This is a genomic window from Brevundimonas sp. UBA7664 (genome assembly GCF_002483305.1).
Classification (GTDB): Bacteria; Pseudomonadota; Alphaproteobacteria; order Caulobacterales; family Caulobacteraceae; genus Brevundimonas.
Genome location: NZ_DLHQ01000016.1, coordinates 50,052 through 75,628 on the forward strand (window position 1 = coordinate 50,052; position 25,577 = coordinate 75,628).

Annotated in this window: 20 protein-coding genes and 1 pseudogene; 8 read left to right on the top strand and 13 right to left on the bottom strand. The window is 61.8% G+C overall.

Annotated elements, in window-relative coordinates; translation table 11 throughout:
• Window positions 1–24: 24 nt before the first annotated feature.
• Both B2742_RS02855 and B2742_RS02860 read left to right on the top strand, forming a co-directional pair.
• On the top strand, window positions 25–624 hold the full coding sequence (locus B2742_RS02855; protein WP_292062794.1) for a trimeric intracellular cation channel family protein: 600 nt from the start codon (window positions 25–27) through the stop codon (window positions 622–624).
• 147 nt (window positions 625–771) lie between these two features.
• Window positions 772–1,305, top strand: a pseudogene (locus B2742_RS02860) (HNH endonuclease); the annotation flags it as partial.
• A gap of 140 nt (window positions 1,306–1,445) precedes the next feature.
• On the opposite strand, the gene B2742_RS02865 reads toward B2742_RS02860, so the two are convergent.
• On the bottom strand, window positions 1,446–1,697 hold the full coding sequence (locus B2742_RS02865) for a hypothetical protein (protein ID WP_292062728.1): 252 nt from the start codon (window positions 1,695–1,697) through the stop codon (window positions 1,446–1,448).
• A gap of 140 nt (window positions 1,698–1,837) precedes the next feature.
• Between B2742_RS02865 and B2742_RS02870 the strand changes: the two genes are divergently transcribed.
• Complete coding sequence (locus B2742_RS02870; RefSeq protein ID WP_292062730.1) at window positions 1,838–2,128, top strand: hypothetical protein; 291 nt, start codon at window positions 1,838–1,840, stop codon at window positions 2,126–2,128.
• On the top strand, window positions 2,125–2,373 hold the full coding sequence (locus B2742_RS02875; RefSeq protein ID WP_292062733.1) for a hypothetical protein: 249 nt from the start codon (window positions 2,125–2,127) through the stop codon (window positions 2,371–2,373). Before B2742_RS02870 ends, B2742_RS02875 begins: the two co-directional genes overlap by 4 nt.
• A gap of 879 nt (window positions 2,374–3,252) precedes the next feature.
• Here B2742_RS02875 and B2742_RS02880 read toward each other — a convergent pair.
• Window positions 3,253–3,855, bottom strand: a complete 603-nt coding sequence (locus B2742_RS02880; RefSeq protein ID WP_292062735.1) for a recombinase family protein — start codon at window positions 3,853–3,855, stop codon at window positions 3,253–3,255.
• A 310-nt stretch (window positions 3,856–4,165) separates the two neighbouring features.
• On the opposite strand from B2742_RS02880, the gene B2742_RS02885 reads away from it, so the two are divergent.
• Complete coding sequence (locus B2742_RS02885; protein ID WP_292062739.1) at window positions 4,166–4,978, top strand: hypothetical protein; 813 nt, start codon at window positions 4,166–4,168, stop codon at window positions 4,976–4,978.
• A 75-nt stretch (window positions 4,979–5,053) separates the two neighbouring features.
• On the opposite strand, the gene B2742_RS02890 is transcribed toward B2742_RS02885, so the two are convergent.
• From B2742_RS02890 to B2742_RS02920, 7 genes are all read right to left on the bottom strand, one after another.
• Window positions 5,054–8,857 (bottom strand): hypothetical protein, encoded by a 3,804-nt coding sequence (locus tag B2742_RS02890; RefSeq protein WP_292062741.1) that lies wholly within the window; start codon window positions 8,855–8,857, stop codon window positions 5,054–5,056.
• A 30-nt stretch (window positions 8,858–8,887) separates the two neighbouring features.
• Entirely contained in the window at window positions 8,888–9,994 is a 1,107-nt protein-coding gene (locus B2742_RS02895) for a hypothetical protein (protein ID WP_292062743.1), read from the bottom strand.
• Window positions 9,995–10,118: 124 nt separating this feature from the next.
• Window positions 10,119–11,360, bottom strand: coding sequence for a GIY-YIG nuclease family protein (locus tag B2742_RS02900; RefSeq protein ID WP_292062745.1), 1,242 nt, complete (start codon window positions 11,358–11,360; stop codon window positions 10,119–10,121).
• The gene (locus tag B2742_RS02905) at window positions 11,353–13,419 is read right to left on the bottom strand and encodes a DEAD/DEAH box helicase (RefSeq protein WP_292062747.1); all 2,067 of its coding nucleotides are present in this window, start codon (window positions 13,417–13,419) and stop codon (window positions 11,353–11,355) included. Before B2742_RS02905 ends, B2742_RS02900 begins: the two co-directional genes overlap by 8 nt.
• Before the next feature lie 28 nt (window positions 13,420–13,447).
• Window positions 13,448–13,855, bottom strand: a complete 408-nt coding sequence (locus B2742_RS02910) for a hypothetical protein (protein ID WP_292062750.1) — start codon at window positions 13,853–13,855, stop codon at window positions 13,448–13,450.
• Window positions 13,855–14,622 carry a hypothetical protein gene (locus B2742_RS02915; protein WP_292062752.1) on the bottom strand — a complete coding sequence of 256 codons (768 nt, stop codon included), beginning with the start codon at window positions 14,620–14,622 and terminating at the stop codon, window positions 13,855–13,857. Before B2742_RS02915 ends, B2742_RS02910 begins: the two co-directional genes overlap by 1 nt.
• On the bottom strand, window positions 14,619–17,363 hold the full coding sequence (locus B2742_RS02920) for a class I SAM-dependent DNA methyltransferase (protein WP_292062754.1): 2,745 nt from the start codon (window positions 17,361–17,363) through the stop codon (window positions 14,619–14,621). Before B2742_RS02920 ends, B2742_RS02915 begins: the two co-directional genes overlap by 4 nt.
• Window positions 17,364–17,427: 64 nt before the next feature.
• Here B2742_RS02920 and B2742_RS02925 point away from each other — a divergent pair, with 64 nt between their 5' ends.
• A complete protein-coding gene (locus tag B2742_RS02925; RefSeq protein WP_292062758.1) occupies window positions 17,428–18,246 on the top strand; it encodes a GIY-YIG nuclease family protein in 819 nt (272 codons plus the stop codon).
• Window positions 18,247–18,274: 28 nt separating this feature from the next.
• Here B2742_RS02925 and B2742_RS02930 read toward each other — a convergent pair whose 3' ends face one another.
• Together B2742_RS02930 and B2742_RS02935 are read right to left on the bottom strand one after the other, a co-directional pair.
• Window positions 18,275–19,786 (bottom strand): helix-turn-helix domain-containing protein, encoded by a 1,512-nt coding sequence (locus B2742_RS02930; RefSeq protein WP_292062759.1) that lies wholly within the window; start codon window positions 19,784–19,786, stop codon window positions 18,275–18,277.
• A 13-nt stretch (window positions 19,787–19,799) separates the two neighbouring features.
• Window positions 19,800–20,057, bottom strand: a complete 258-nt coding sequence (locus B2742_RS02935) for a helix-turn-helix domain-containing protein (RefSeq protein ID WP_292062763.1) — start codon at window positions 20,055–20,057, stop codon at window positions 19,800–19,802.
• Between the two features lie 116 nt (window positions 20,058–20,173).
• Between B2742_RS02935 and B2742_RS02940 the strand changes: the two genes are divergently transcribed.
• Window positions 20,174–21,049 (top strand): hypothetical protein, encoded by an 876-nt coding sequence (locus B2742_RS02940; RefSeq protein ID WP_292062766.1) that lies wholly within the window; start codon window positions 20,174–20,176, stop codon window positions 21,047–21,049.
• Window positions 21,050–21,185: 136 nt separating this feature from the next.
• On the opposite strand, the gene B2742_RS02945 is transcribed toward B2742_RS02940, so the two are convergent.
• A complete protein-coding gene (locus B2742_RS02945; RefSeq protein WP_292062769.1) occupies window positions 21,186–22,913 on the bottom strand; it encodes a recombinase family protein in 1,728 nt (575 codons plus the stop codon).
• A gap of 154 nt (window positions 22,914–23,067) precedes the next feature.
• Between B2742_RS02945 and B2742_RS02950 the strand changes: the two genes are divergently transcribed.
• Complete coding sequence (locus B2742_RS02950; protein ID WP_292062772.1) at window positions 23,068–23,844, top strand: transglutaminase-like domain-containing protein; 777 nt, start codon at window positions 23,068–23,070, stop codon at window positions 23,842–23,844.
• On the opposite strand, the gene B2742_RS02955 is transcribed toward B2742_RS02950, so the two are convergent.
• Window positions 23,841–25,571, bottom strand: coding sequence for a M1 family metallopeptidase (locus B2742_RS02955; protein ID WP_292062775.1), 1,731 nt, complete (start codon window positions 25,569–25,571; stop codon window positions 23,841–23,843). The genes B2742_RS02950 and B2742_RS02955 overlap by 4 nt on opposite strands.
• Window positions 25,572–25,577: the final 6 nt, after the last annotated feature.

Sequence of the window (25,577 nt, forward strand, 5' to 3'; positions counted from 1 at the left end):
GAGCCCATCCTGCCGACGCTGTTCATGCTCGACTACGCCGGCGTGGCGGTGTTCGCGGCCACCGGGGCGCTGGCCGCGGCCCGGCTGAAGCAGGATCTGGTGACGCTCGCCTTCTTCGCCGCCATCACCGGAGTCGGCGGCGGCACCCTGCGCGACCTGTTGATCGACGCCCCCGTGTTCTGGGTCCACGACTGGAAATACATCGCCATCTGCCTCGCCGCCGCCCTGGCCGTCTGGTTTCTGGGTCAGCGCGAATGGCGCTTCCGGGCCCTGCTCTGGCTGGATGCCGTCGGACTTGCCGCCTATGGCGTGATGGGCGCGGCCAAGGCCGAGGCCATGGGACTGGCGCCGCTGATCTGCATCGTCATGGGCGCGCTGACGGCCTGTTTCGGGGGCGTCGTCCGGGACCTTCTGGCCGGGCAGCCGTCCATCCTGCTGCGGCGTGAGATCACCGTATCCGCCGCCATTCTCGCGGCCGTGGTCTATATGGCGATGAAGCAGGTGGGACTGTCCAATGTGGCGGCCGCCCTGATCGCCGCGCCCTGCGGCTTCGCCTTGAGGGCGGCCTCCCTTCAGTGGGGCTGGGTTCTGCCGTCGTTTCCGGGAAGCCCTTCCCGGGGCTGAGGGCGCCGATCCGGGCGTCGCAACACTGTCGCCCGGAGGTCATCGCCAAGCCGTCGAATCAAGACTAGGCTTGATCCACAGCCAGGGAAGGAGACGTGTCTTCAGTCCGGTCGCGTCGATGATCCTCTCCCGAGCGGCGAGGGCCTGATGCAGGTCCTGAGCCGCCCTCCGTCCGGCTGGCCCGCGCTGGTGCTGAACGCCGACTTTCGCCCCCTGTCCTACTATCCGCTGTCGATCTGGCCGTGGGAAGAAGTGATCAAGGCCGTCTATCAGGATCGCGTCGACGTCGTCTCGACCTACGACAAGGTGGTCCGCAGCCCGTCGATGGAGATGGTCCTGCCCAGCGTGATTGCGCTGAAGAACTATGTCGACCAGGACCGTCAGCCCGCGTTTACCCGCTTCAACGTCTTCCTGCGCGACGGCTTCACCTGCCAGTATTGCAGCGCCACGAGTGAGTTGACCTTCGACCATGTGATCCCCCGGTCGCGGGGTGGCCGCACCACCTGGGAAAACATCGTCGCCGCCTGTTCGCCCTGCAATCTCAGGAAGGGCGGGCGCACCCCCCAGCAGGCCGGCATGCCCATCCGCCGCGCGCCGCACCGCCCCACCGCCTGGCAGCTCCAGCAGTTCGGCCGCCGCTTCCCGCCGCACTATCTGCACCAGAGCTGGAGTCCATACGTCACTACACACAATCACGATGTGCCGAAGGTCCACGACCTCAGCGATGGCGAACACGTGGTTATTCCGTTCCCGTCAGGTCGGACCGGGCGGCGAGCGACAATGGTCCGGCCTGACTACGAAGAGCAGATCGTCTCGGGCTTCTAGGCCGCCGGAGAGTAGATCAGGAAGGGAGTGGCCAGTCCCTTCGTCGCGACCAGCCAGACCACCTCCATCGTGTCGTCCGGGATCGTGACCGCCAGCCTCCGGTTCACGATGACGGCCCGGAGGTCGTGGATATCGGCGAGGTCTTCCAAGTGGCGGAGGAGATCGACCGGCTGCGGCCCGACGCTGGGATTGTCGATGGCCTGGGCGGTCGTCCCCGGAGCGATGCGGTAGAGGTAGGTGCGTTTCATGGGGACGACTAATTACCGGTGATTCGGTGCGGCGACGGGAAGACTGGAAAATTGTGTCTTGCTCCGTTTTTCACGGCCTATGCGACGCTGAAGCCAAGCTTCGCCTTGAAGGTTGCGATTGGCCGACCCATCTGGCCGGGATGACCAAACCGACGCTCGAAGCCCTCATCATCGCGGTGCATGACCACCACCCCAGCGAGCCGCGCCTTGAAGCGGCCCTGAGGAAGGCTTGGGCATACGCCGCCGACCTGCAAGACCACACTGTTCAAATGCGAGCCGACAGCGACCGTCTAATCCTCGACGGGTTCACCGCCAGCCGCAGCGTCAGCGTTACGGTTGGTCTCGATGGGATCGAGCAGGACCCCGATTTCGTTCTCAGCAATGCTCTCGACTTCATCGCGCGGGTTATCCGCCGTCAGGAGACCGCATGATGATGACCTTGATATTCCGACCGGATGGGGTGGAGCCTGATCGCGCCGACTTCCGGATGGTCACGGTGCCGGGCTCGCTCCCGAAAGAGGCGCTTCATTTCCAGACCATGGATCAGGTTGTTCGCCACCTGAAGAACAACGCCACTCCCAACGGCCAAAAGCCTTGGGTTCAGTTCGGCGATACGATCATCGATCCCGGTGCGATCGAGAAACTGCTTGCGGCCACTGACCCGGACAAATCTTAAGCCGAAGCGTTGCCGTCATCATCCTGGCTGAAAACACTAGCAGCCTGATGCGGACACATTGCTTCCTATTTCCATCTCTCGACTGGTGCCCATCAAGGCATACCTCCGGATTGGACGTGGGGAGCGTCCTCATCGGCAATCAGATTTGGAGACCTCGCTCGTAGCCGACCGATCCGGTCCTGCTACGCGAGTTGCGAGGGCTCAGGTCCGAGCAGGACTGCTCAGGAATTGGAGGGCATCATCGTCTGGAGCGATGAGTGCACCCCTGTGGCCTCCGGCGCGAACCAGTTGGGATTTGACCATGTATCCTCCCCATCCAGCCGCATCGTGGACCTCCGCAATATCGACCTCGCCACCTGAGATCACGTTCGGCCACTCCGCCTTGAGACACTCGGGGAGCAAAATGCGCGGGGCGGTATCTGGCTGCATCCAAGCAAAATGCGCGTGCACATTGCTGTCCCGGTGTTCCAGGAAGCCCTTGTAGGCCGTGACCGGGAGTCCCGACGCGATGTATCGCTTGGGCCACATCCGCTTGTTCACTGAAAGCCACAGTCGGTGAACGGACGTGCAGATGTGAGCCGGGCTCAAGGTTCGATAGGCCGCCAAGCGGAGCGGAGCCCCGCGCGCAGCGACACTAGAGGGCGAGGCCGAGCCTGGGACCTTGTTGCTGAAGGTCAGCGTTACTGCCCACACCTTGCCCAAGACCGGGAAACTACACAGCCAGTAGCTCCATGCTTTTCGGAGACGATCTATGCGCAGGGTAGTGGTTTCGTCTTGAATATTCATCTCTGTATTTAGAGATTATCGTTCAGGGCGACGAAACAAATCAATATAAATACAGCGAGACGAATTTGAGAGGGAGCCCCTCCAAGTCCCCTGTCAGGCAGGTGCGGCGAATGCCCGGTAGACGCTTGCTCGGCTGATCCCGACGGTCTTGGCGATCTCGGCGACAGATCGGCCCTCGGCCTTCAGCCGCAACACCTCAGAGGTCTTGGCGCGGGCCGTGGGGGCACGTCCTCGGTATTTACCTTGGGATTTCGCGCGGGCGATGCCAGCACGTTGACGTTCAAGCATAGCGTCCCGCTCCCAAGAACTTACCGAGCCCAGGATCGACAGCAACAACATGGATGTTGGGCTGGAGGTGTCGAGGTGCATAGAGAGGACGCGGACAGTCACGCCCTTCGAGCGAAGCCTTTCGACGATCGCCATGAGGTCCGTAACGGACCTTGCAAGACGATCGGGCTTGGTCACTACAAAAGTGTCCCCGCTCCGAAGCCAATCCAACGCGGCTTCGAGTTCCGGCCTGTGGCGATCGATCGCGCTCACATGTTCAGAGAAGACCCTCGTGCAGCCGACGGCCTCCAGTTCTCCGATCTGGTGTTCGAGACCCGCGATCTGGTCAGAAGTTGAAGTTCGCGCGTAGCCGACAATGGCCCCGTCGGTCTTGCCTTGTTCCACAGAAGTCATGACCCAGTGAAACACGATGCCTCAAAACGTCAATTTAATTCGTGTGAGACACTTCGAAGAGCCGAATTCTCCGTCGCAAAAGACCAAGGTCTTGTGAGGTCGCGGTTGGAAAGAGTCTGTTGCGCGAACGGAAATCGACCGATCATCCTAGAATGAAGCCGGTCGATATCCTTCCTCTCTTGACGCGTTTGCAGACATGGTGAGCCCGCCTCTCCATCCTAACAAGGTCATCCGCTACGGCGAGAAGCACCATTGGTGGCCAATCGGGCTATCCAGGGGGTGGGCGCGCGGGGATGGACGGATCAACACGATCTCCCAGCACGGGGTGCCCAAGGCATACTTCCCCAAGGAGATCGCCAAGATCGTGGATGGCCACAACATCCTCGTTGGAGGCCCGTGGAACGAGACCTTCGAGCACCAGTTTTCAGAGCCCGACAACAATATCCCATCGGTCGTAAGGTGGCTGGAGGGGCTCCACGCCGAGCCGTATCAGGCCACCAAGCGTGTCCATTCTGTCGATATGACGGACAACGACAGGCTCAAGCTTTCGCAGTGTCTGGCATCCCTGATCGTGCGCAATCCGACGATGCGGAACAGCATCATTTTGAGTGTTCAGGGCTTTCACCAACGCGGCGGCATCGTCGATTATCAGGTGCCGGGGCATCTGATTTCCGCGAACATGCGGGACCTCTACTCGACGTTCGTTCGTAGCATCGACCGCTCAGGACGCTTTGCGATCCTGGTGGCTGGGGAAGGCGAGTTCATCTTCGGGGACGGCTTTCTGCACAATTTTCCGATCACGTGGATGCCGGAACCGATGAACCCAGTCTGTCTGGTGCCACTCAGTCCCAAGGTCTCCATTCTGTTCCAAAGGCCGTCAAGCATGTGGGCGGAACCTCGCGCCGTGGCGCTTACCCTCTCCCGTGATGAGGTCGCCTTCTGCAACGACACCGTTCAGGTCTATTCGAAGGACTGGCTCTATTTTCGGACCGAAATGCCTGAGATCACTCATTTCAGGGACGCGAAGCATATGCAGTGGGGAATGCCGAGCAGTTGGGGGCCTCGTCCACATACCACGCCTCTGTTCGAGCGGTTGAAGGACGAAGTGCTGGCGCACCATCCCTATGGCGATGATTGATTGATTACAGCTTGGGCGTGGTTGGTGTCCGCGATGCCCGCGCGGGCTGGGCCTCTCAACTCGGCCCATACTGACTCATTCGAAAGACTGCTCTCTCCGGGACTCACGGGAGCGTTCATACGGAATTCTATTGGCGAGTTCCGATTGCCATCTGCGGGACCAGTCACAGACAACGGGGTCCAAATGAGGGTCCAGAGACTTCAACGCCTCGCGCCGCCGCTCGAAGATTTCTGCGAGTGAACCTGACCAAGATCGGGGGTGGATGTGGTGGTCATACTCCGCGAGGACTTCGGGCCGATTGGGCGCGGCCTCCAGCAGAGCAAGGGCTGGCGGCCACCAGCGATCAGCGCTGTCGCTCGCATCCGGCTCTTTGCCGACAAAGATCGGGATGCACTCCGCGATGCGGCGATAGCGTTCTTGAGAACCATCAGCCGCCCAGGCCAGGAGGTCTTCTGTGGGGACCTCCGTTATCGGCTTCCGCATGTGATCGAAGCTGTGCAGAAGACTTTTCGCGTATCTCCCTTGGTGGGGCCGAAACTGGCGTTCCAAGAAGAAATCCAGGGCGGTCCGGGGTTGGGTCGCAAAGATGGTCGCTACGAGGTCGTCATATTCATACCCGTGAGCGTGATACCGGCGGACCGCGACCTTGAGCCTTCGCAAAAGCCGTTCCGCAGCCCCCGCCCCATCGGAGCCCGATAGGGCGACGGCAGCCAGTTCAGCCAGCCGCGCGTCCTCCCGCCCATCCCGAATTCCAAAGGGATAAGTCGCCAATAGGTGGCGGCCCAGGTCCCTGATGATCGGATCGATCGATGGCTTCTCCCGATCCGCGTAGAGTCGCATGTGGAAAATTTCGATCGCGATACGCGGACCACCTTCCTTGGCGGCGATACCTTGGAGCAACCGTGCGAAATCCAGCGGCTCTAAGGCTTTGGTCACACCGCCGGACACCAAAGAATAGTAGGCGCCAGCAGGGGCAGTCCCGAGGTCCAACGAAGCCAGCAACCGATCGACCGCCACCCTGTCGAGGGAGTTAACTGCGGTCTGGAAAAAGGGGAACCAGCGGCCAAGCTCGGGATCGTGTAGCAACTGGTCGAAGACTGCTTCGACCGCCTCAGGCGCTCGTGTTGACCACCCTTGCAGAAAAGATCGCAAGATCGCCGGTTCGGGGTTCTCGGTCAGGGCGCGACGGAGTTCCTCTAATAACTCGGTCCAGACAGCTTCGGGGTCCACCGCTCCCAACGCCAAGCCCCTTCCGAACGACCAGTTGCGTTGGAGACCTGATCGAACGAGGTCGGGCAGAAGTTGTGCGCGAACTTCGTCATCGATCGCGACGGCTTGCGCGATCTCCTCAGTTCGCTTTTCGGCCCTGCTCCACCAACTTCCGTCCTGGTCTTCGTCCAGGTCGTCCAGGTCCTGGGAGGCATATCCCTTCGAGAAGCCGTAAGCGCGCGCCTGCTCAAGGAGGTTCTTGGGCCGAAGGTGCGCCTCCATTGCCGCGAGGTCTCCAACGTCGGCGCCGTCAGGGGCAAATCGAATGGCCGATCGAACCGCGATCCATCCCTCGGACCAGAACGAACGCTCGGCGATCACACGCATCACATCGCCGAGTAGCTCTCTTGCAGTCGTGCGCCACCACAGACCTCGAAAACGAGCAGCCAGAATCTGGCGAGCGCGGACGGCAATCGGCACGCCACTGACCGCTATGTCCTTGAGCACGTTGATCGTGGGTTCGAACCAATCGGTCACATCCTGAGGTGAAGATGGCTCCCAGCCAAAACTCCTCGGGCGCGCCCCAAAATCGAAGCTGTCCACTGATCCAAACCATTGGGTTTCGAGCATGGAATCCAAGGCAGACATGCCGAGATCAACATTGGCATCTTGGTCCGAGTGCAGGAGGCTCTGGATGAAATCTAGGCGTTGCTTCGGTCCAGCCATGGTCCCGGACATGTAGAGTCTGAACAGTCCTTCGAACGCGGTCTTGTTTGACTGCTGGCGTTCATCCTGGGAGTCGGCGATGGCTATTTCGACCAGGCGGCTCGCTGCCTCGTCGAACATATGAGGTTCGAAGGCCAGCGATCGCACGAGGCTCGCCAGTTCCTGTCGGCTCCTGGCACCAGCGTAATAGGGCCTGAAGCTGGACCAAGCAGGGTCTCGATGCGCACCTCGGCTGATCGCTTCAAGCGCCGCCTCGGGCGCGAGGGGTGCCAGATTTCGGAACAGGCTGAAGTTGTCATCGGTGATCGCGTCGATGCAGCCGAGTCTTCCCTCAGGTGAGAACCAATCGGCCGCGAGGCGCTGGGCTTGAGGGACATCATGGAGAAAGGCCAGCCGTCGCGAGAAGGAACGCAACAGCCGGTTGCCGCCTGCCTCCATCGCAGAGCCGACCATACTGAGGTCCATTCGATCGAGGGCGCGCCCAGCCAGACGGTTCGCGACAGCGTGCGGAAGAACAGCGCGCCAATGAGCCCGCTTCTGCAAGAGATCGCGGCGCGCGAGTTCGGCGCAGGCCATTTTTAAGGACTGAACTGATTGGCTGGCGAGTAGCGCCAAGACCTGGAGTTCCCCGCCCTCTCCCTCGTTCTCACCATCGAACGAATAGACGAGCGAAGCGACCTCCGCCGCAGCCAGGAGTGCCGGATCGGGTTGGTTGCGCTGGAAGAACAGGCGTTCGAACAACCCGTCGTCCCGCAACCGGCCCAGGCTTTCGCCCTTCCGCACGGTGTGAGCCAGCGCAAGGGCAATCCGGGCATTTCCACCTGCGATGTCTGCCAGTCGTCGCCGGTTAGCTGTGTTGATATGGGGAAAACGACGCTTGATGAGCGCTACGGTGACATCATCCGAAGCGGGTTCCAGTCGAAAGACCTCGGTGCCCTCCATGTCGTCATCACGGACATCATACTCGACCGTCAGCAGGCTCACCCGGCTCTCGGGAACCGCGATGATTGCTGATAAGGTTCGGTGGATTTCCGGTGAGCAGTTGTCGATCAGCAGGACCGCCTCGGATCGGCGCGCGACCAACTGTCGAGCCATCTCGCTGGGGGTTGGACTGACGGGCGTGCCGTAGTCGCAATAGAGCGCCCTATGCCGAGCTATCGCACCGTTGCCGATCCGACTGTCGAAAACGGCCTGGATCAGCCGGGTTTTGCCAACGCCCGACAATCCAACGAGTCGAATAGAGGACCGATATTCGGCCGCGAGCGCGCGGATTCGCTCTAAGCCAACCTCAATGCTCAGCGTGCCATCCTGGGGCGCGCGCTCATCCACCAGTCGCGCTTCCTCGTCGAGGATGAACTCCGGCTCCACCCCCTCCGCAGGTCGGGACCAGTTCCCGTAGGGAAGCCAACCCTCTGTTGGTCGTCCGGCAGCTTGTCGAGCCCAGGCCGCCACTCCCGGATGGCCTCTGCACCAGAGCGCCACGCGATCGGCGCCCATAAAATCGATGAATCCCTGCGGGTTGGAATCTGGTCCACCAGCGGCCTGCAACATGGCCGCTTTCACCACGGCCAGCCGAGAATCAGTGGGTGAAGCTTTCGAACAAACGACGACGTAGGCACCGCCGCCACCGAGCAGATCGCTGATCGATTCTCGCAAGGTTCCGCCCGGCCTCATCTCATTCACGAGCGCCTTCGGCGGCATAGGGCTGGCCTTGACTTGGAACCCCGTCTTTCCGCGAGGGATGTATCCGCTGCGTTCTATTGATTCCGAAGAGTCGACCCGAACATCGATGCCGCCATCAGGCGCATCCTGAGGTCCTCCGGCAGTCAGATGGGACGATGGCAAGCCTGCCGTCACAAGCTCCGCCTCACAGAGACGGACGATGAGTTCGCGCAGGTCCGTGTCGGTTAGACGGCCAACATCGTCTGATGTGATTTCCAGCATGACCGCACCATAGCGACCACATCCGGTCCGTCAGTTCCAGTCCTCAAGGAAGTTCCAACAGTCCGCCGTCTTCCACATCCCGAACGCGTCGCCGAGGACCTGGAGGTGGGGCTCAGGCTCCTCAGGCACAGGGCACACGATGCCAAGCGGGCGGACCCGATCCGCCACTTTGCGCATGTCGGCAGTCGTCGCGTTCGCATTGCGGGGAAGGTGGACCTCGGTGACCGCCCAGCCCAGGTCCATCTTCCTCAAGCCGATCACAAGGCATTCGGACTTCCAGTAAACGAGGGACCAGATGCCGGAGAGCGAGCGGGGCAACACGCGCTCGACATCGAGGCAGTTCGCCATCTGGAGGCCGATGCTCTTCGCATTGTCGGCTCCGATGCGCTCGAAATCAGCATCGCCATCAGTGGGCAAAGGATGCGTGGCCTTCGATTGACGAAGCAGGCGATGGAACCAGGGTTGGAAGGCATCACGACCCGCCGCGAAGGCCGCCGAGATGTCGTCATCGCTCAGGTGGGGGTTGATGTTCCGAACCACGGCGGCCTGAGACTGAACGGCGAGCGCACTGCGGACAGAATGGAACCTCGACAGCGCCAGCGGCGTGAGGAAGGCGGCATCCTGGAGCGCGAACGCGGCCTCGATCTTGGGCTCATTGAGTCCGGCAACCTGCTGGACAGCCCTGCTCCTCAGCCGGTCCAGCGGATCGTCCGAGGTGAACACATTGTGGAGCCGACCATAGAAGGTAGGGTCGGACGCGGCCTCTCCGTGCAGTTTGGCCAGCACGCCGATGTAGCCGTCGGGACAGGTCCTGAAGGCGGCCTCAACAAGCTGCCGGGCCGACATCCTAAGCGACGTTTCGGCGAACCCTCTGATGAGGTCATTGGTCGTGGCATCATGCCATTCAGCCAATCCAGTTGCCCGCACGAGGAAATCGGAGCCATCCAACGCTCCCGAGGACAACGCAGCCCAGCATCCCTGGCGCCATTTCAGGCGAGCCCGACACATCCGGCGCATGAAACCGGGTGCGATCCTGTCGATACGATAGACATGATCGAGCCCCCAGCCGCGACCGATAGGGAACAACGCACCGCCGGGGAGTTTGCCCGCGAAACCGTCTTCAGAATGTCCGTGCATGCCTGCCTCCAAGGAGGCGGCGAAGCCCTATTGCTCAGCCGCCTAATGGAAGGCGGCGGGCGATCAGGAGGGGCCAGATGGCGGGGCGGGACATGACCGCACCTTCTCACGGACGGTGGATTGGTCAAGCGCGAGTTGAGTGCGCCTCGCTTTCGATCAGCCGTCCGGCAGTCGGATCGTATCGATAGTCCACGATGGACCCGTCCCGGATGCGCTGAACGGCATCGTCGATGGCTTCCAGCGGCACCAGGAACCACTCACGCGGTTTCACCGGGGACCCGAACCGGTCCTGCAAGGTGAGGTCGAGCAGCGCGCCTGCGAAGGTCTTGTGGATCAAGCCCTCAAGCTTCCGGCAGTTCACACCGAAAACCTTGTAGGTCGCGACCACTTCCACGGCGGCCAGCAGGTAGGTCGCGCTCTTGTCCGCCCCCGCGAGACGCGCCTCGACCGACCCTCCGGTCACGCCGATCTTGTGGATCACCTCGCGATGCTCAGCCACGAAAGGGTGGTCGGACTTGCTGCGCAGCACGTAGATGGTGCCGGTCTCCACGTCACCGTCCTCGGCTTCACTGGCGAAAATCGGGGCTGGACCGTCCGACATTCCGGAGAAGAGCGGCCCTGCTTCCGGTTCAGTGATCCGGCGGCCAGCCTCGTCCTTGTAGAGCGCGCGCTGCAACGAGCGGAGGAGGAGGTCGCTCTCCGTGCCGTTGGAATAGATCACTCTCAGACGCGCATCGGTTTCGCCGTTCGGCGCCTTGATCGGGTCCCCGACGGCGGCGACGTAGGCGATCTGCCCGCCCAGGATGAAGAACTCCCCCGCACGGATGTCGGCCTTCTGGAACCCAGCATCGCGAACGAACGGACGGGTCTCGCGCCGCCGTGCATCAAGGTCCTTCTGGACCTGAACGAACAGCGGCTCGAACTTCTCGAAGTCGGCGCAACGTTCGCGGTTGGCGATCTCTTCGGCTGCTCGACGCTCCTCGCGGGACGGGACGTGGCGGAGCGTGGTGATGTCCTGTTCTTCCGAGCCCGCCAGTTCCGCGCGTAGCGCATCCAGGTCCATCTCGTCCGGCTCGGCGACCTGGGGGGCGGCATGGAGAAGGCCGTGCTTGTCGAATGGGGCGAGCAGCGTCCGGGCTTCCTCCAGCACTCGCAGACGATCAAGGCGCACTGCATAGAGGCGCTCAAAGATGTCGCGTTCCTCGCCATGCAGGGGCGCGCGCGCATGCTCGTCGAAGAAGCGAACGATATCCCCGAACCCGGCGATGATCCGTTCCTCACGCGGGGTGTAGGTAGCCGTCTTCGCTTCGGCTGGAGCGAAGTCGGCGAGTTCAGCGCGAAGTTCGTCGAGCGAAAGTTCAGCCATACCGACCTTCACGATCGTATCGCATGAAGGCTGCGGCTCCTTCGGCCAGCTTCTTCTCCCACTCGTCGGCAGCGTCGATCGACGGAGCCCGGTTGCGCTCACGACGGAAGCGCACGGCGCGGGCGGCGTAGTCCTTGGCCTCCTCCGGCGAAAGCGTCGTGCGCTTGGCGGAGATGACGGACTGGACCTGTTTCAGGGTCGCCTCGTTCATCGACTTCGCCAGGACGGCATAGGCCGCTTCGAACGGATTGATCCGGTCAATCAGGTCGATATCGAGATCACGCACGTCCATCGCGAACCTGCGCACGCCATCGAGAAGCGCGGTATTCGCCTTGGCCTCGCCTTGGCTGCTGTCCACGCCGGAGGCGAGTTCCTTCGCCTTCTGCGTCAGGTTGAGGGCGGCGATCGCGTGCTGGCGGATGGCTTCCTGATCCTCGGGTGTCATGTCGGGATACTTGTCCCGCACGATCTTGCCCATTCGGACCTGGGTAAGCTCCTCCGGCACGGTCTCCTCATCGAACATACCGCGCTCCAGCGCGGTCTTGTCCTGGACGAACGCCGTGATGACCTCGTTCAGGTCCTCGCGGCAGACTCGGGCAGCCTCTGGACTCTTGGGTTCGACGAGACCGCCGATCTCGAAGTGAAGCTGACCGGTCGCTTCGTTCACCCCGACGTTGGTTTCTCCCGGCGTGTAGCCGCCAACGTAGTCGAAGTCCTTAATCGGTCCGTGATCCTTCGGGGTGAAGTTGAAGCGTGGGGCGAGCACCTGCTCCATCAGCAGGCTGGCCGCGATGGCCTTCAAGGTGTCGTTGATCGCATCGACGACAGCGGCCTCCGTCGCGTCTGGTTCGGCGATCAGATTGGTGAAGGTCGCGCTATCCTTGCCGGGCGCATCGCGAGTGGCGCGACCGATGATCTGGATGATCTCGGTCAAGCTGGAGCGATAGCCGACGGTCAGGGCATGTTCGCACCAAATCCAGTCGAAGCCCTCCTTGGCCATGCCCAAGGCGATGATGATGTCCACATGGTCGCGGTCGTTCTTGTGCGCCGGGTCTTTCAGCGCCGTCACCACCTTGCTGCGCCGCGCCTGATCGCTGTCATCGACGAGATCGGCGATCTTGATGATCCTGCCATCGGTCGCCTTCACCCGGTGGAAACCGGTTTCGGGATCAGCCCCTAGCCATTCGCCGAGGCAGTGCATGATGTGCTCCACCTCCTTGATCTTGTCCGCCGTGCTCTCCCGCGAGTTCACAGACGGGATGTGGACGATCGTCTTTCGCGCCGGGTCCAGCACGGCCTCGATCGCAGACAGATATCGGCCTGTGTAGAAAAAGTAGCCGATGTTCAGCGTCTTGAGGTGCTCGTAGCCGTTCAGTTGTTCGTAGTAGGTGTAAGTGACCGTCTCAAACTTCGCCTCGTCCTCCGGCATCAGGACGGGGTTGGCATCGCCCCGGAAATAGCTTCCCGTCATGGCGACGATGTGGGCCTTGTCGCGCTTCATGAAGTCCGCGAGTTGGCTGCCGAGGCGGTTATCAGGGTTGGCCGACACGTGGTGGAATTCGTCCACGGCGATCAGCCGGTCGTCAAACGCTTCCACCCCAAGCTGATCGACGGCGAACCGGAACGTCGCGTGGGTGCAGACCAGCACTTTGTCATCGCTGGCGAGGAATTGGCCGACAGCGCGCACCTTCGAGGGATCGACGCGCTCCTCGTCCGGCCCCGGCGCGTTACACAGGTTCCACTGCGGCTTCACCGTCCAATCGGACCAGAAGCCGAATTTCGACAGCGGCTCGTCGGCGAAACTTCCGCCGATCGACTTCTCTGGAACGACGATAATCGCCTGTTTGAGGCCCTGGCTGTGCAGCTTGTCGAGCGCGATGAACATCAACGCGCGGGACTTCCCCGATGCGGGCGGCGACTTGATGAGGAGATACTGCTCGCCCCGCTTGGCGTAGGCGCGCTCCTGCATCGGGCGCATGCCCATCTCGTTCGCCTTGGCGGACGCTCCAGTGCGGGCCGTCGTGAAGCTGACGGCGGGGATTGGTTTGGCCGTGGTCAAGACGTTCTATCCAGTTTCATGTCGTAACTCACAGCCTGTATGCAGCGAGAAATGATAGCCCCCAAACCGGCGGCTGCGGCCAATGCCGTTGGCCGTGGTCGCGCCATCGCTCGCTATCTTCGTTTAACGCTCCGCTCGCCAGCACCGTGTCGAGCAGTTCGTCATGTGGATAGACGAAGCAATCGTCTCCGCGAAGGAAGGCGATGTGGATGTTCTTCCCCACATACTTCTTGTCCAGGCACAACCTCCCCTTCAACTGCACCTTCAAAAACGTCTGGCCATCGATGTGACAAGCGATGAAGTCTGCGCCCTGCCAATCATCGGTCAGGCGGAGGCAGTTGAACCCGTAGTCGGCCATTCGCGCCGCCACCTTGTGGAAGTTGTAGTTTTCCTGCTGCCGCGAGTTGAGTTGGCTGTAGGGGACAGGAGCGAACATCAGGTCCTTCCCTCGCCCTCTTTGCGGAGCGCCCTATCCAGCCACTTGGGGACAGCGCGCACCTGCGAGAAGAATGTGTTTTCCGGAAGCTGTCGCCAGAAGGCGGTAATCGCCTCGGCAAATGATGCGAGGCTTTCGTCGCTGACGCTAAGTGACGTGTGGTCCAGGGCCGAGACAAAAAAGGCAGGTCGATCCAGACCTTCAACGAGGTCGGGGGCCAACTCCTTCAGGGTGTCGAAGGACGGTCCGTTGCCATGCTTGTAAACGTTGGCGACCAGTTGGCAGCGTTGTAGCTGAGGGAAGAAATCCGAGGCCCTGACAGGCCACGAGCAGTTTTCAAACAGATCGAAAAGGTCATCGATCCGAACCGACCATACAGCCGCATGGGCGTGCCTTCCGAGCCCATGGTGACCCAATTCTCGGCCAAGCCAGTCTCGAACTTGCTTCTCCCACTCGTGGAACATACCCGCGATGATGCTGAGGCGCGTGCTGTCGCGAAGACCTACAAGGCTTAGATAGAAGCTGATGTTCTCGTCGTAGGCGGCCTCGTAATGATCGCCGGGATCATCCCGATCCGGATTAAAATACTTGGCTCGTTCGGCCAGCCACGCATTTGCATGCTGTTCGGCATCGGCCTTCATCGCAGCGTCGTCGAACTGATCGAGCAGCCGTCGTTTGGCTTCCGCGACATAGAACTCGTGGTTGGCTATCAGATGTCCGCGCGTCGGACCCCACATTTGCAGGAACACCCGATCAGGCTCGCTCACGCCGCCGCCTTCTTTGTGGTCATCTTGGTGTAGAGTTCGAACAGCTTTTCTAGCCGTTCGGTGTCGTTTCGAAAGCGCCGCCCGATGTAGATGCGTTCGAGCGCCTCGTCATTGGCTTCGTGGGCGCGGGAAAGGTCGTCCGGCATTTTCTCCGGATCATAGAGTTCGGCGATGGTAGCTGGGAAATGGGCCTCTCGCGCGAGCAGGATTTCTTCCCCGCACCGTTTCAAGTCCGCCACATTCTGCGCTGTCAGCTTAGGCACGGGAAATGTGTTCCACCCGATCGAGTTCGAGTAACGCAGGCGCGTCTCAAGCTTTCCGCAAACAGTGGAAATCCACACTAGGTGGAGTTTCGACGAAAGTAGTGCCAGTTCAAGCGGGCCACCCCCCACAATCTGCATGTGAGGCGCAATAACCAGTTCCTCGGGCGCGAGGAGACCGGCCGTAATGTAGGGGCGACGCTCCGACAGTATCTGCGGCACAAACACTTTTTGAATTGAAGTGTGCCTGCGCTCGGCGAACAAGTGCGGAACGCTTGCGAGCTTTCGTGTCGCCTCACGCGGACTCTTCTCTCGATATAACTTCACTTTTTCGGCCACGGGCGCAAGAACTTCGCGTTCCGCGTCGGAGAGAAGTCGCTCCGACTCCACATAAATCATCGGTCGGATAAGCCCCTTGATGAACTCATTTCCGCCAACCGCGATTTTGACCAGACCGTTCGCCTCTTTGGCTTGAGGAGTCAGGCGGAGGTATTCGCCAAAGGATATGGCGAACTCATTGTCATCGTTCGACATGCTCCCGTAGCTCATCGGGGAGATCATCGATATGGGCGCGCTGGATTTCACGACCACGGTGTCAGGGCCGGGCACGAGATATGGGGATATACTATCGACGACTCGCACGCTCGTATCGAAATAAACTCGGCGGACATGGGCCGCGCCGACAGGCGCAAGGCCGACTATGCAGCATGCAACCCCAGCATTATTTGCCGCTTGGTTCGACCACTTGAAAGTGTCGTGGCACCACTCAACTACGACTGCATGGCGCTTAAATATCGCGCTTGCAATCTCAGCCTGCTCGCCTTGGAACAGGCTTGTTGTTGTAACAAGCGCGGCCCTAGCGTCAGGAACGGTCGCCAAATATGCACAACACTTCTTAATCCAACCGCCCACGTAATCGAGGTTGCCAAACTTCAAGCCCTCAGAGGCAAATATCGCCTCCAGGTCCATCTTTTGACCTTTGTCCTGATACTTTGTCCCAATGTAGGGGGGGTTGCCGCAAAGGTATGTTTCGCCCCCTTCGTTTTCGAAGTCGATTTCGGCCTGATCGAGAGGCGTTTGAAACAGGTCATCGGATGTGACCTTCACGCCCGTGCCCGTGCTGGGGCAGATGCTCAGCCAGTCCAGACGCAGGGCGTTGCCACAGGTGATCCAGTTCTCAGACCCGAGCGGCAGAAAATCGGCGACCGCTTCCTTCTGGCCCCGACAGAGCACGTCACACTGATACTCGGCGATGATGAGCGCGAGCCGCGCGATTTCTGCGGGAAAGTCGCGAAGCTCGATGCCCCGAAAGTTTGTCAACGGAAGGTCGGATCGACGGTCGGGCTCGCCCCGACGCTTGTTGATCTCGGCCTCGATCCCCCGCATCTCCTTGTAGGCTATCACCAGGAAGTTGCCTGAGCCGCAGGCAGGATCGAACACCCTGATCCGGGCCATCCGGTTGCGAAGGTTCAGGAGCTTGCGGCCGTTGGCCCCAGCCTCCTCAAGCTGCTGCCGCAGGTTATCCAGGAACAGCGGGTTCAAGACCTTCAGGATGTTCGGCACGCTGGTGTAGTGCATCCCCAGCGAGCCGCGCTCATCGTCGTCGGTGACCGCCTGGATCATTGAACCGAAGATGTCCGGGTTGATCTTGCGCCAGTTCAGGCTGCCGATGTGCAGCAGGTAGGACCGAGCGACCTTGCTGAACCTGGGCGCGTCGGTGCCGCCGCTGAAAAGCTGGCCGTTCACATAGGGAAACTTGACCGCATAGCGGGGAAGGTCCGCTGAATTCCGGTCCTCGGGCTTGGTGTCCATCGCACGGAAAATCTCGCCGATCACCGTGTGGGTGTTGGCGGCATCGCCCGCCGACATCTGCTCAACCGTTGTCGTGAACAGGCCCTCGGTCAGGAAGATGTCGGTGTCCTCGGCAAAGAAGCAGAAGATCAGTCGCGCCATGAAATGGTTCATGTCGTGCTGGCGGTCGGCGTTGGCCCAGTCGGGGTTCTCTTTGAGGAGTTGGATGTAGAGCCGGTTCAGGCGGCCCGTCGCCTTGATGTCGAAAGAACTGTCGCGAATTTCCCGAACCGTCGTGATCCCGGCCAGCGGCAGGAAGAACCCGAAATGATCCGGAAACTCGCCGTAGGTGCACGCCACCGTGCCGCCGCCGTTCAGGTCCTCGGCCTGGAATGCTTCCCCGTCGGTCGCCAGGATGAACTTGGCCTTGGCCAAGGTGGTCTTGGGGCTTTCACGCAGCGCCTTCAGCGTTGCGTCAACCTCGCCGATAGCGCAGGTGGCGATGTGGATGTTGCTCCGCTGAAGCACGCCGTTGGGGATGTCGGACTGATTGGTCGAACCCGAACGCAGCCGCTTGATCGTGGTCTCGGGGTTGTCGAAGGCCCTGAGGAACTGGAACGGGAACTCGGCCCGATCAAACGGCTCAAGCGCTAGGTTGGAAACGGCTTCTTCGATCTCAACGGGATTCATTCCGACACCTTAGGGGGAGCCGCTTTAGTCGCCAACGCAGAGTTGGCGCGCTACCAATGTCTTCATGCTGAGCTTCCGACCGCTACTGGAATCCGCCGGGTTCGATCCGAAGGCCGTGAACCTGCTTCGTCACTGTCCGGGCGGCATCGTTGACCCCTTCGGCTCCTGGAGGGCCGATCGCTCGGCATTCGAGGCTTATCAATCGATCCAGGCTCGGAAGGATCGCAGCTATTTCAGTCGTCCGTATTGGGCGGCCTTCGCGCCGACGCGGCAGGGTCGAACGATCTTCATCGGGATTTACGAAGTCCGATTGATCGGGCCGGTGGCCGGAGGCGAGATCGATGCTCTGACGGGCGAAATCCTGAACGCCGACGTGGCCGATCGCTACGACTGCCAAATCCGCCCCGAGCTTACCGAATACGTAGGGCGGCTCGTCGTCGATTGGGGTGCGGGCACGCGCGCCTGGGGCCAGAAGGGAACGACCGACAAGCCGATCATCGAACTGCTTCGGAGCGTCGAGGAACCGGCCTTCCCCGGCTACCTCGAACTCATCGAACCGCTGTCGGTAGTCCCAACCCTTCCGGACCGCTGGGTCGACTTCCTGCGTGAAGGGCGCGGCATCTACTTGCTGACCTGCCCCCGCACGAAGGAGCAGTATGTCGGGAAGGCCGATGGTGCGGACGGGTTTTGGGGGCGTTGGATGGCTTACGCCATCACGGGCGACGGCGGGAACGTGCGCCTGCGTAGCCGGGAACCCAGCGACTACCAGGTCTCCATCCTGGAAGTCGCTGGGTCCGCCGCGAGCCCCGACGACATTCTGCGCATGGAAGTTCTCTGGAAGAGCAAGCTGCAAACGCGTGAGATGGGGCTCAACGGCAACTGACGCGATATCGGTCCGGGGAGTGGTAGAATTAGCTACCCAGCGGATACATCAACTCATCGACGCGACATGCCGCCCGCCTCAGGTGGCTCATCGCGGGCTGGCCGGAAAGAAGGGTCCGACATCTTTCCAGCAGGCCCAATAGAACTGGTCCACTCAACGCTTCCAGGTCGTCCAGACCGCATACTGCCTGGGCAACCTGCGATGCGCTCTTCACGTCTGTGGGTTCGACCACCTCTCCCAACTTGAGTTTGGCCTCGATGGTTTTCGGACTTCCGGGGAAGTTGTTGTGGGCAGCAGTCGGGTTTTGAAGCTTGGCGACCAGTGCTTGCTTGCGGGACGACGTTCCGTCGGCCTCCTTAACAGCCGCGATCGCACCCGCAAGATCAAGGCCGCCCCGGTGCGCGAAGTAGCGTAGAGGGAGCCAACTCGCATGTCCCGCTCCCGCCGCGTAGCGGATGTATTCGCGAGGTTGACTGATCGTTTCTTGCTTCAAGAAATTCTTGAGCAGGGTGTCGTCCGTGATCGCCCCGCGACTGGAGATGTCGCCGGGATCGCTGGCCGCTACTACTTGACCGACGAGCCTCAGCGCAGGCGCTCCATCTACCTCGTCGAAGCTGCCTTCACGAATGAAGTTGATTTGCTCGATCAGCTTCGGGTCGATCGTGATCGTCGTGCGGCCATCCAGAAGCTCCCCCGTGGCGAGGTCGGCTAGCAGTGCCCGCTGCGGGCCGAGTTCGAGCAGTCTTTCGACCTGGGGAAGGATGTCGCGCCGGGCCTGCGTGTCCCGATCGTCCAGGAGTGCACGGAGGTCGCCATAGCTGATGCGTCGCGACTGACCCGGATACCGGTAGAAAATATCGCCTTCGCGGATGTTCTTCCCGTCACCGTTGGTGGCGATGACTGGGCGACCGGGGTGTCGCTCGACGTGGAAAACACCAACCCGCTTTCCGCCGACCTCGATAGTGGTCCGGCTAACGCGTGGTGTTGGTTCGAGGAGCGACTTCAGCTTGTTGGTGATGTCGGCCGCATCGACGTTCTCAAACTCGCAGCCCGCCATTCCGATCACGATATCGGAGAGGTCTTCACCGGCTGGACCTTTAGCACCCTTATCGGCTACCCCGATGAAGATGTAGCCGCCCCGATTGTTGGCTAGGGCGGCGGCGGCTTTGACCCAATGGTGCGCGTGCGTAAGCCCGAAGTTCGCCTTGCATTCACGGTCGTCGGACTCCCCGTCCTTCAGGCGCCAGCTTCCGTTCGGCAGGCTTTCGAACATCGCGTTGATGACTGAGCCGTCTAGTGGTGAGGCGGGGTGGGACCCGGCCCTCTTGGTTAGAAAGCGGTTGAGTTCAGCTTCTGTGGCCGCCTCGATGCTGGCTGAATTGCTGTAGGTGCCGTCCCGGATGGTGGTGATGCGGCCCGAGTTCACCGGGCGGTCGGGCCGATTGAAGTGGAACTGGATTGCGCTGTTCTTCATGCCCTGTGCGAGCATGGCCTTAATCAGCGCGATCTCTTCGTCGGTGATCGAGCGTTTCACCATCATCTGCCCCGATCGCTCAAATATCGAATTTCTTCGGAAGCCGCTTCAGCACGTCGCGAAATAGCTTCTCCGGGTCAGCCCCCATCGCCCGCGTCAGGGCCACGAACTCCAGGACATCGATCCGCCGTTGGCCACGTTCGATGATCGAAATGAATGTCTGATCCTTACCGATCCGAGCCGCCACCTCACCCTGTGTGAGGCCCGACCGCTTCCTTGCCTCCATCACCACGGCGACGAGATGATGGTGGTCTCCCCCGAAAACCGTCTTCGGCATTTGGCGGCCCGCCAGTTGGAACTGGCAGACCACCTATATGGAAAAATCACATAGGCAGTTTTTCCCTTTCGCCTTATGGAATATCTCCATGTCGGAGGGTGACGATGAGGGGCGAAATGGGTCTGCTGGTGGGCGTGTGCTTGATTGCTTTGAGCGCCTGTAGCGAGGAGCGCGATCGGTCCTCAGGCAGGCCCGCCACGACGGTCGCCGCCCACAGTCCGTCCACCTCCCGCGTGGCCAACCCTCAGACGGCCGTTGTCACCGATGAGCGAGGTGCCGGTTGGACGATCCCTATCGATCTAACTGGAGTTGATACCGGCGATTCCGGACCGTTTCTGGCCCTCAGGTTCCGTTGCCGAAACTTCGATAACCATCTCGCCGACTTCAAAATGGTGGCGGAGGGATGGGGGTCGGAAACCTCGATCCGCGTGCGGTCCGGCAATCGGGAGATCGTCTTGCGTCGCGACCCCGACGGCTATTTCTCACAGAGTTACGCCTTCCAGCTTCGCCATCCCGAGGGATCAGAAGTCGCGCGAAATTGGACGAGCCTCACCGGGATTATCGGGGAAATGAACCGGAGCCGTAAGATCACGATCAACGACCAGATCGAGGTGAATCTCGAAGACCCAAGCGGCTATCTCTCCAGCACTGCCGCCGCCTGTGCGCGGATCGGAAGGCAGACGGAGGGTCGGATGTCCACGCCCATCCAACTCACGCTCCGCCGTATCGACAGCACGAACTTCGAGGAGGCTATGGAAGAGATCGGCCGACATCACGGCTCAACCATCGCCTTGAATGTTCGCATATCTCAGAGCGCTGGTGACACGTTCGCCTACCGCTCAGGCGACCTGGAAGTTCGGACGGATAATCTCATTCTCCGCACCTCCCGAGACCTCACCAGGATTGGCCCTGATTGGGGCCTGAGGGGTCGCTTCATCGTATCCCGAGAACACCAAGGCCCGCTCACGATCATCACCCTGGACCCGTTGTAGATCGATAGGGAGCCTAACCAGGAAACGGGGGGCGCCCAAATAGAGTTCCCGAGCCCACTGGACGACCACTCCGTCGATAGGAGCAGCCCTTCGGGCCGAGCGCCTAGATGGCCTGTCGGGATCGGAGCGACCACGTTCAACACTTCGCTTGTCTGCGGAGCACTAAATCCAAGCGTGCGGCACCGTCGGGCCGGTATGAAGTGGCACCAATGCGTAAGCGTGGGTTTGCGATGAGTTGGGGTGTCAGATCGTAGTGATCGGACACCATGCCGGTCTTTGCTGAAACCCGAAATCCGATCAGCCCGCCGATCAATGCGACCATCATCATCGGCTCACCGGATGGGCTCAGATCGCTCAGGATCACCTCGATAACGCCCGGCATGGCATCACGAATGGCACGCCGTGCCGCCATGGCGGTGTCGAGGTCATCTGACGACATAGCCTCCCGAATTTCCATGACGCGCTTCATATGAGTGTCAGGCGAGGCGTTGCCGCGCGCACGATTGAGTTCAGCCTTGGCCGCTGCGTGGCGTGCTTCCGTGGTCGCTATTTGCCTTCGCAGGTTGGATTGCTCCTCAACCATCACCGGGTCGGGTTCGTCGACCCTTGTCAGAAGGCGGATTAGGCGAAGGGACCGTTGCTTGAGGTCGCAAACCAGCTTTTCTAGCCCGGCGACCTCGTTCGCCAGCGGGCGGATGCTGTCAGGGCGGGAGAAAAACTGATCGTCGAGCGCGAGATGAAGCATCTTGTCGAGGATCGCATCCTCTACGCGCCCGTAGGGGAACATTGTCTTACGCGAGCAACCAGCGTGTCGGGCGGCCCGGTCACAGCGGAAATATCGCCGTATCACGCCACGACTGTCACAGCACTTCTGGACGTGAAGGCGCCCATGGCATTCGCCACAGCGAGCCAGCCCCTGAAACACGTTTACGAAATCTCGCGATGGCCCCATGGACCGCATGCCCCGGCGACGGGCCTTGGCTGCACGTGCTTGTTGAACCAAATCTGGTTCGACGACGCGGGGATAGAAGCCCACCAACTTGTCGCCTCGGGCGGTTCCATCGCTGGTCGGCTGGAAGTCGCCCTCGACCGTGCAAGAATCCAGGATTTTGTAGATCGTCGATGGCTGCCAGGGCTTGCCGGACCAAGTTAATCGTTTCGCGCGGTTGAGCCGTGTCGCGATCGTGTGTGATCCGATGCCCTCTGCGGACCAGCGGTAAATGTCTTGCACTATTGCCGCCCGCTGTTGGTCGAGTTCCAACTGCCCGTCGCTCCCGAACCGAACCCATCCCGGCATCACTGCGGAGGTTGCCTTCATCGTCGATGCAGCCAAATCCTGGCGGCGGCGGATCGCGTCACGCACCCGAAGCGACTTCTGCTGGCTCTCCTGGTGAGCGAGGCGCCCCGCCATGAGGATTTCAATGGTCTCCATGGGGTTCGCCCGGAGGGTTTCGCGGGTGTAGTGACGAGCGCCGTCTACGGTCGCGATGCCAATGCCGAGGTCGGTCATATCCTCCATCCAGCGCTGAGTGAATCGCACCTCCAGGCGGCTCAAGCGATCCAGCTTCTCCACGACGAGGACGGTTCCATCATCGAACTCGCCGTTTCGAGCCCGTTGGGCGAACCTCCCGAGATTTCCTGAGGTGAGGTGGTCGCCCTTCCAGGCGCTGGCCCCGAGGTCTTCGATTATTTCGACGACCGTCCATCCCATTCGGTCGCAATGGTGCCGACAATCATCGAGTTGGCGTTCGCGCGACGTTCCGCGCTCCTGCTTTTTCGAACTGAACCGGATGTAGATGATCGCCCGCATCCCAATCGTATGCGCGATCCGATCACCAAAAGGCGATATCTTTCTGTTGAGCACGGCGCGGGCTCCAGCCACTGCCGTTCTGTGTAGTGAGCGCTGGACCTGGCTCGACTATCTGTACTGGGACATCGAGCTGGAGCCGTAGGGTTCACGGAACGGCGGCGAGCCCGCGCCGTTGACGAAAGGCCCGTCCTGCTTCAGTCGAGCCCTCATGAAAATCCGCGTCCGCGCCGAACTGGTCTATCGCTTCGATCCCCCGACCGACGCCATCTACAAGATCCAGGTCGCCCACTGGCCGGGTCAGACCATTCTCGAGGAAAGCCTGACCACCACGCCGGCGATCGACTTCATCCAGGATGAGGACGTGGAGTTCGGGGCGCGGACCCTGCGCGCCCACCTCTCGGGCGAGGTGGCCCTGACCTATGAGGCGGTGGTCGACAACGGTGTGCTCAAGGGTCTGCCGCCGGTCACCGTCCAGCACGACTGGAACGACCTGCCGGCCGAGGTCCTGACCTATCTCAACCCCAGCCGCTACTGTCCCTCTGACCAGTTCGGGCGGTTTGCGGAGCGCACCTTCGGCGGCACGGTCGGGGGCGACCGGGTGCTGAAGATCCTCGACTGGATCAAGGCCGAGATCGACTATGAGCCCGGCGCCTCGGACAGCGAGACAACGGCGGCGCGGACCTTCATCGACCGCGCCGGCGTGTGCCGCGACTTCACCCATATGGGCATCACCCTGTGCCGCGCCTCGGGCATTCCGGCGCGGGCGGTCAGCGCCTTCGCGCACCAGCTCAGCCCGCCCGACTTCCACGCCATCTTCGAGGTCTGGCTGTCGAACGGCTGGTGGCTGGTCGATCCGACGGGGCTCGCCCCGGTCGAGGGTCTGGTCCGCATCGCCTGCGGTCGCGACGCCGCCGACATCGCCTTCCTGACCACCCAGGGGAACTGCCAGCTGGTGCGGCAGTCGGTGACGGCGGAGGCGGTCTAGCCGCCCCGCCCGCCGGCCGCCCGCCATGCCTCGATATGTACGAGCCGGCGCAGCACCTTGTTGTCCGGATCGATCAGCACTTGGGCGTCCGCCGGGGCGGTGATCCGGCCACGTCCGCCGGTCATGGCGACGGTCTGCCGCCGGCCATTGATCTCGACCTCGACCGGCATCGGGAAGTCGCCGTCGCCGCCGGTGACCCACTCCAGAGCCAGCACGTCGCCCTCCCGGGTCTGGCGCAGATCGGGCAGGGCGGCCTGGTAGAGATAGCCGTCGAAGAACCAGCCCAGATCCTGGCCGGTCTCCTCATTGACGATGGCGAGGAACTCGCGGGTCGTGCCGTTGCGCGGCTGGAACTGTCCCGGCCGCGGGTCGGGCGTGCCGTAGACCAGCCGGGTCACGGACCGGAAGAACGGCTCGTCGCCGATCAGCATGCGCAGCGAATGGGCGATCAACGAGCCCTTGGAGTAGATGTCGTTGCCCGGCCCGATCTCGCCGTTATAGACCTGCTCCTCGGTCATTTCGGAGCCGGAGACGACCGGGAACCGGTTGCGCAGACCCTTGCGCTGGCCGACCAGCGCGGACTGCATCCACGCTTCGCCGTTCACCCAGCGATCGTAGAGGGGCTGCATATAGCTGCCCAAACCCTCGTGCAGCCACATGTCGTCGGCGTTGCGATTGGTCAGCTGGTTGCCGAACCACTCGTGCGACAGCTCATGGTGCAGCAGCCAGTCGAAGCCGCGGCCGTCGAGCTTGTACTCGTTGCCATAGGCGTTGATCGTCTGGTGCTCCATGCCGAGGTGGGGCGTCTCGACCACGCCCATCTTCTCGTCCGCGAACGGATAGGGGCCGACGGTCGCCTCGTAGAAGTCCATCATCGGCGCGAACTGGGCGAACAGGGCGTCGACCTTCGCCGGATCGTCGCTCTCCAGATGCCAGTAGGTCAGCGGGAAGGTGTTGCCGAAGCGGCTTTCGTACTGAACCGTCCGCTCCGCATAGGGCCCGATGTTGAGCGCGATGGCGTAGGTGTTCGGATGGGCCGCCGACCAGTTCCATGTGGTCCAGCCATCGCCATGGTCGACCGTGCCGAGGAAGCGCCCGTTCGACGGGGCCGACAGGTTCGAAGGCACGGTGATGTGCAGGTCGACCCGGGCCGGCTCGGCCAGCGGGTGGTCGATGCAGGGCCAGAAGATGTCGCAACCCTCGCCCTGGACGGCGGTGGCGATCCACGGCGTTCCGTCCGCCGTCGCGCCCCAGACGAAGCCCCCGTCCCACGGCGCGTTGGGCGCCACGCGCGGCGGGCCGGCATAGGCGATGCGCACCGAAACCGTTTCGCCGACCGCCAGCGGTTCGGCCAGCGGAATGGTCATCCGGCCCTCGGGATTGGTCCAGCCGCCGGCCGCCAGTTCGCGCCCGTCGACCTGCACCGACGACACCGTCAGCACGGTGTCCAGCTCAACCACCACGGCCGCCAACGGGGCGGTGGCGGTGAATTCGAGCACGGCGACCGCGTCGATGGTCTTCGTTTCCGGCATGACCCGGATCGACAGGTCCGCCTTGTCGAACTGCATGGCCAGCTGTTCGGCCGTGCGCGGCTGGTCGGTGTTGAGGGTGAAGGCCGTGGACTCCCGCACCGGCGCCGCGGCCTCCTGCGAGGCGGCGGCTCCGGCGCTAAGGAGCGTCAGGGCGGTGGCGGCGAGGGCGGCCCGCCGCAGGCTGGATTTCGACATGACCCC

Excerpts from the sequence above, each read along its gene's own strand:
- B2742_RS02855 (WP_292062794.1), top strand. The coding sequence starts at position 25 with ATGCTCGACTACGCCGGCGTGGCGGTGTTCGCGGCCACCGGGGCGCTG.
- B2742_RS02865 (WP_292062728.1), bottom strand. The coding sequence starts at position 1,697 with ATGAAACGCACCTACCTCTACCGCATCGCTCCGGGGACGACCGCCCAG.
- B2742_RS02870 (WP_292062730.1), top strand. The coding sequence starts at position 1,838 with ATGACCAAACCGACGCTCGAAGCCCTCATCATCGCGGTGCATGACCAC.
- B2742_RS02875 (WP_292062733.1), top strand. The coding sequence starts at position 2,125 with ATGATGATGACCTTGATATTCCGACCGGATGGGGTGGAGCCTGATCGC.
- B2742_RS02890 (WP_292062741.1), bottom strand. The coding sequence starts at position 8,857 with ATGCTGGAAATCACATCAGACGATGTTGGCCGTCTAACCGACACGGAC.
- B2742_RS02895 (WP_292062743.1), bottom strand. The coding sequence starts at position 9,994 with ATGCACGGACATTCTGAAGACGGTTTCGCGGGCAAACTCCCCGGCGGT.
- B2742_RS02900 (WP_292062745.1), bottom strand. The coding sequence starts at position 11,360 with ATGGCTGAACTTTCGCTCGACGAACTTCGCGCTGAACTCGCCGACTTC.
- B2742_RS02910 (WP_292062750.1), bottom strand. The coding sequence starts at position 13,855 with ATGTTCGCTCCTGTCCCCTACAGCCAACTCAACTCGCGGCAGCAGGAA.
- B2742_RS02920 (WP_292062754.1), bottom strand. The coding sequence starts at position 17,363 with ATGAATCCCGTTGAGATCGAAGAAGCCGTTTCCAACCTAGCGCTTGAG.
- B2742_RS02925 (WP_292062758.1), top strand. The coding sequence starts at position 17,428 with ATGCTGAGCTTCCGACCGCTACTGGAATCCGCCGGGTTCGATCCGAAG.
- B2742_RS02930 (WP_292062759.1), bottom strand. The coding sequence starts at position 19,786 with ATGATGGTGAAACGCTCGATCACCGACGAAGAGATCGCGCTGATTAAG.
- B2742_RS02935 (WP_292062763.1), bottom strand. The coding sequence starts at position 20,057 with ATGCCGAAGACGGTTTTCGGGGGAGACCACCATCATCTCGTCGCCGTG.
- B2742_RS02940 (WP_292062766.1), top strand. The coding sequence starts at position 20,174 with ATGGGTCTGCTGGTGGGCGTGTGCTTGATTGCTTTGAGCGCCTGTAGC.
- B2742_RS02950 (WP_292062772.1), top strand. The coding sequence starts at position 23,068 with ATGAAAATCCGCGTCCGCGCCGAACTGGTCTATCGCTTCGATCCCCCG.
- B2742_RS02955 (WP_292062775.1), bottom strand. The coding sequence starts at position 25,571 with ATGTCGAAATCCAGCCTGCGGCGGGCCGCCCTCGCCGCCACCGCCCTG.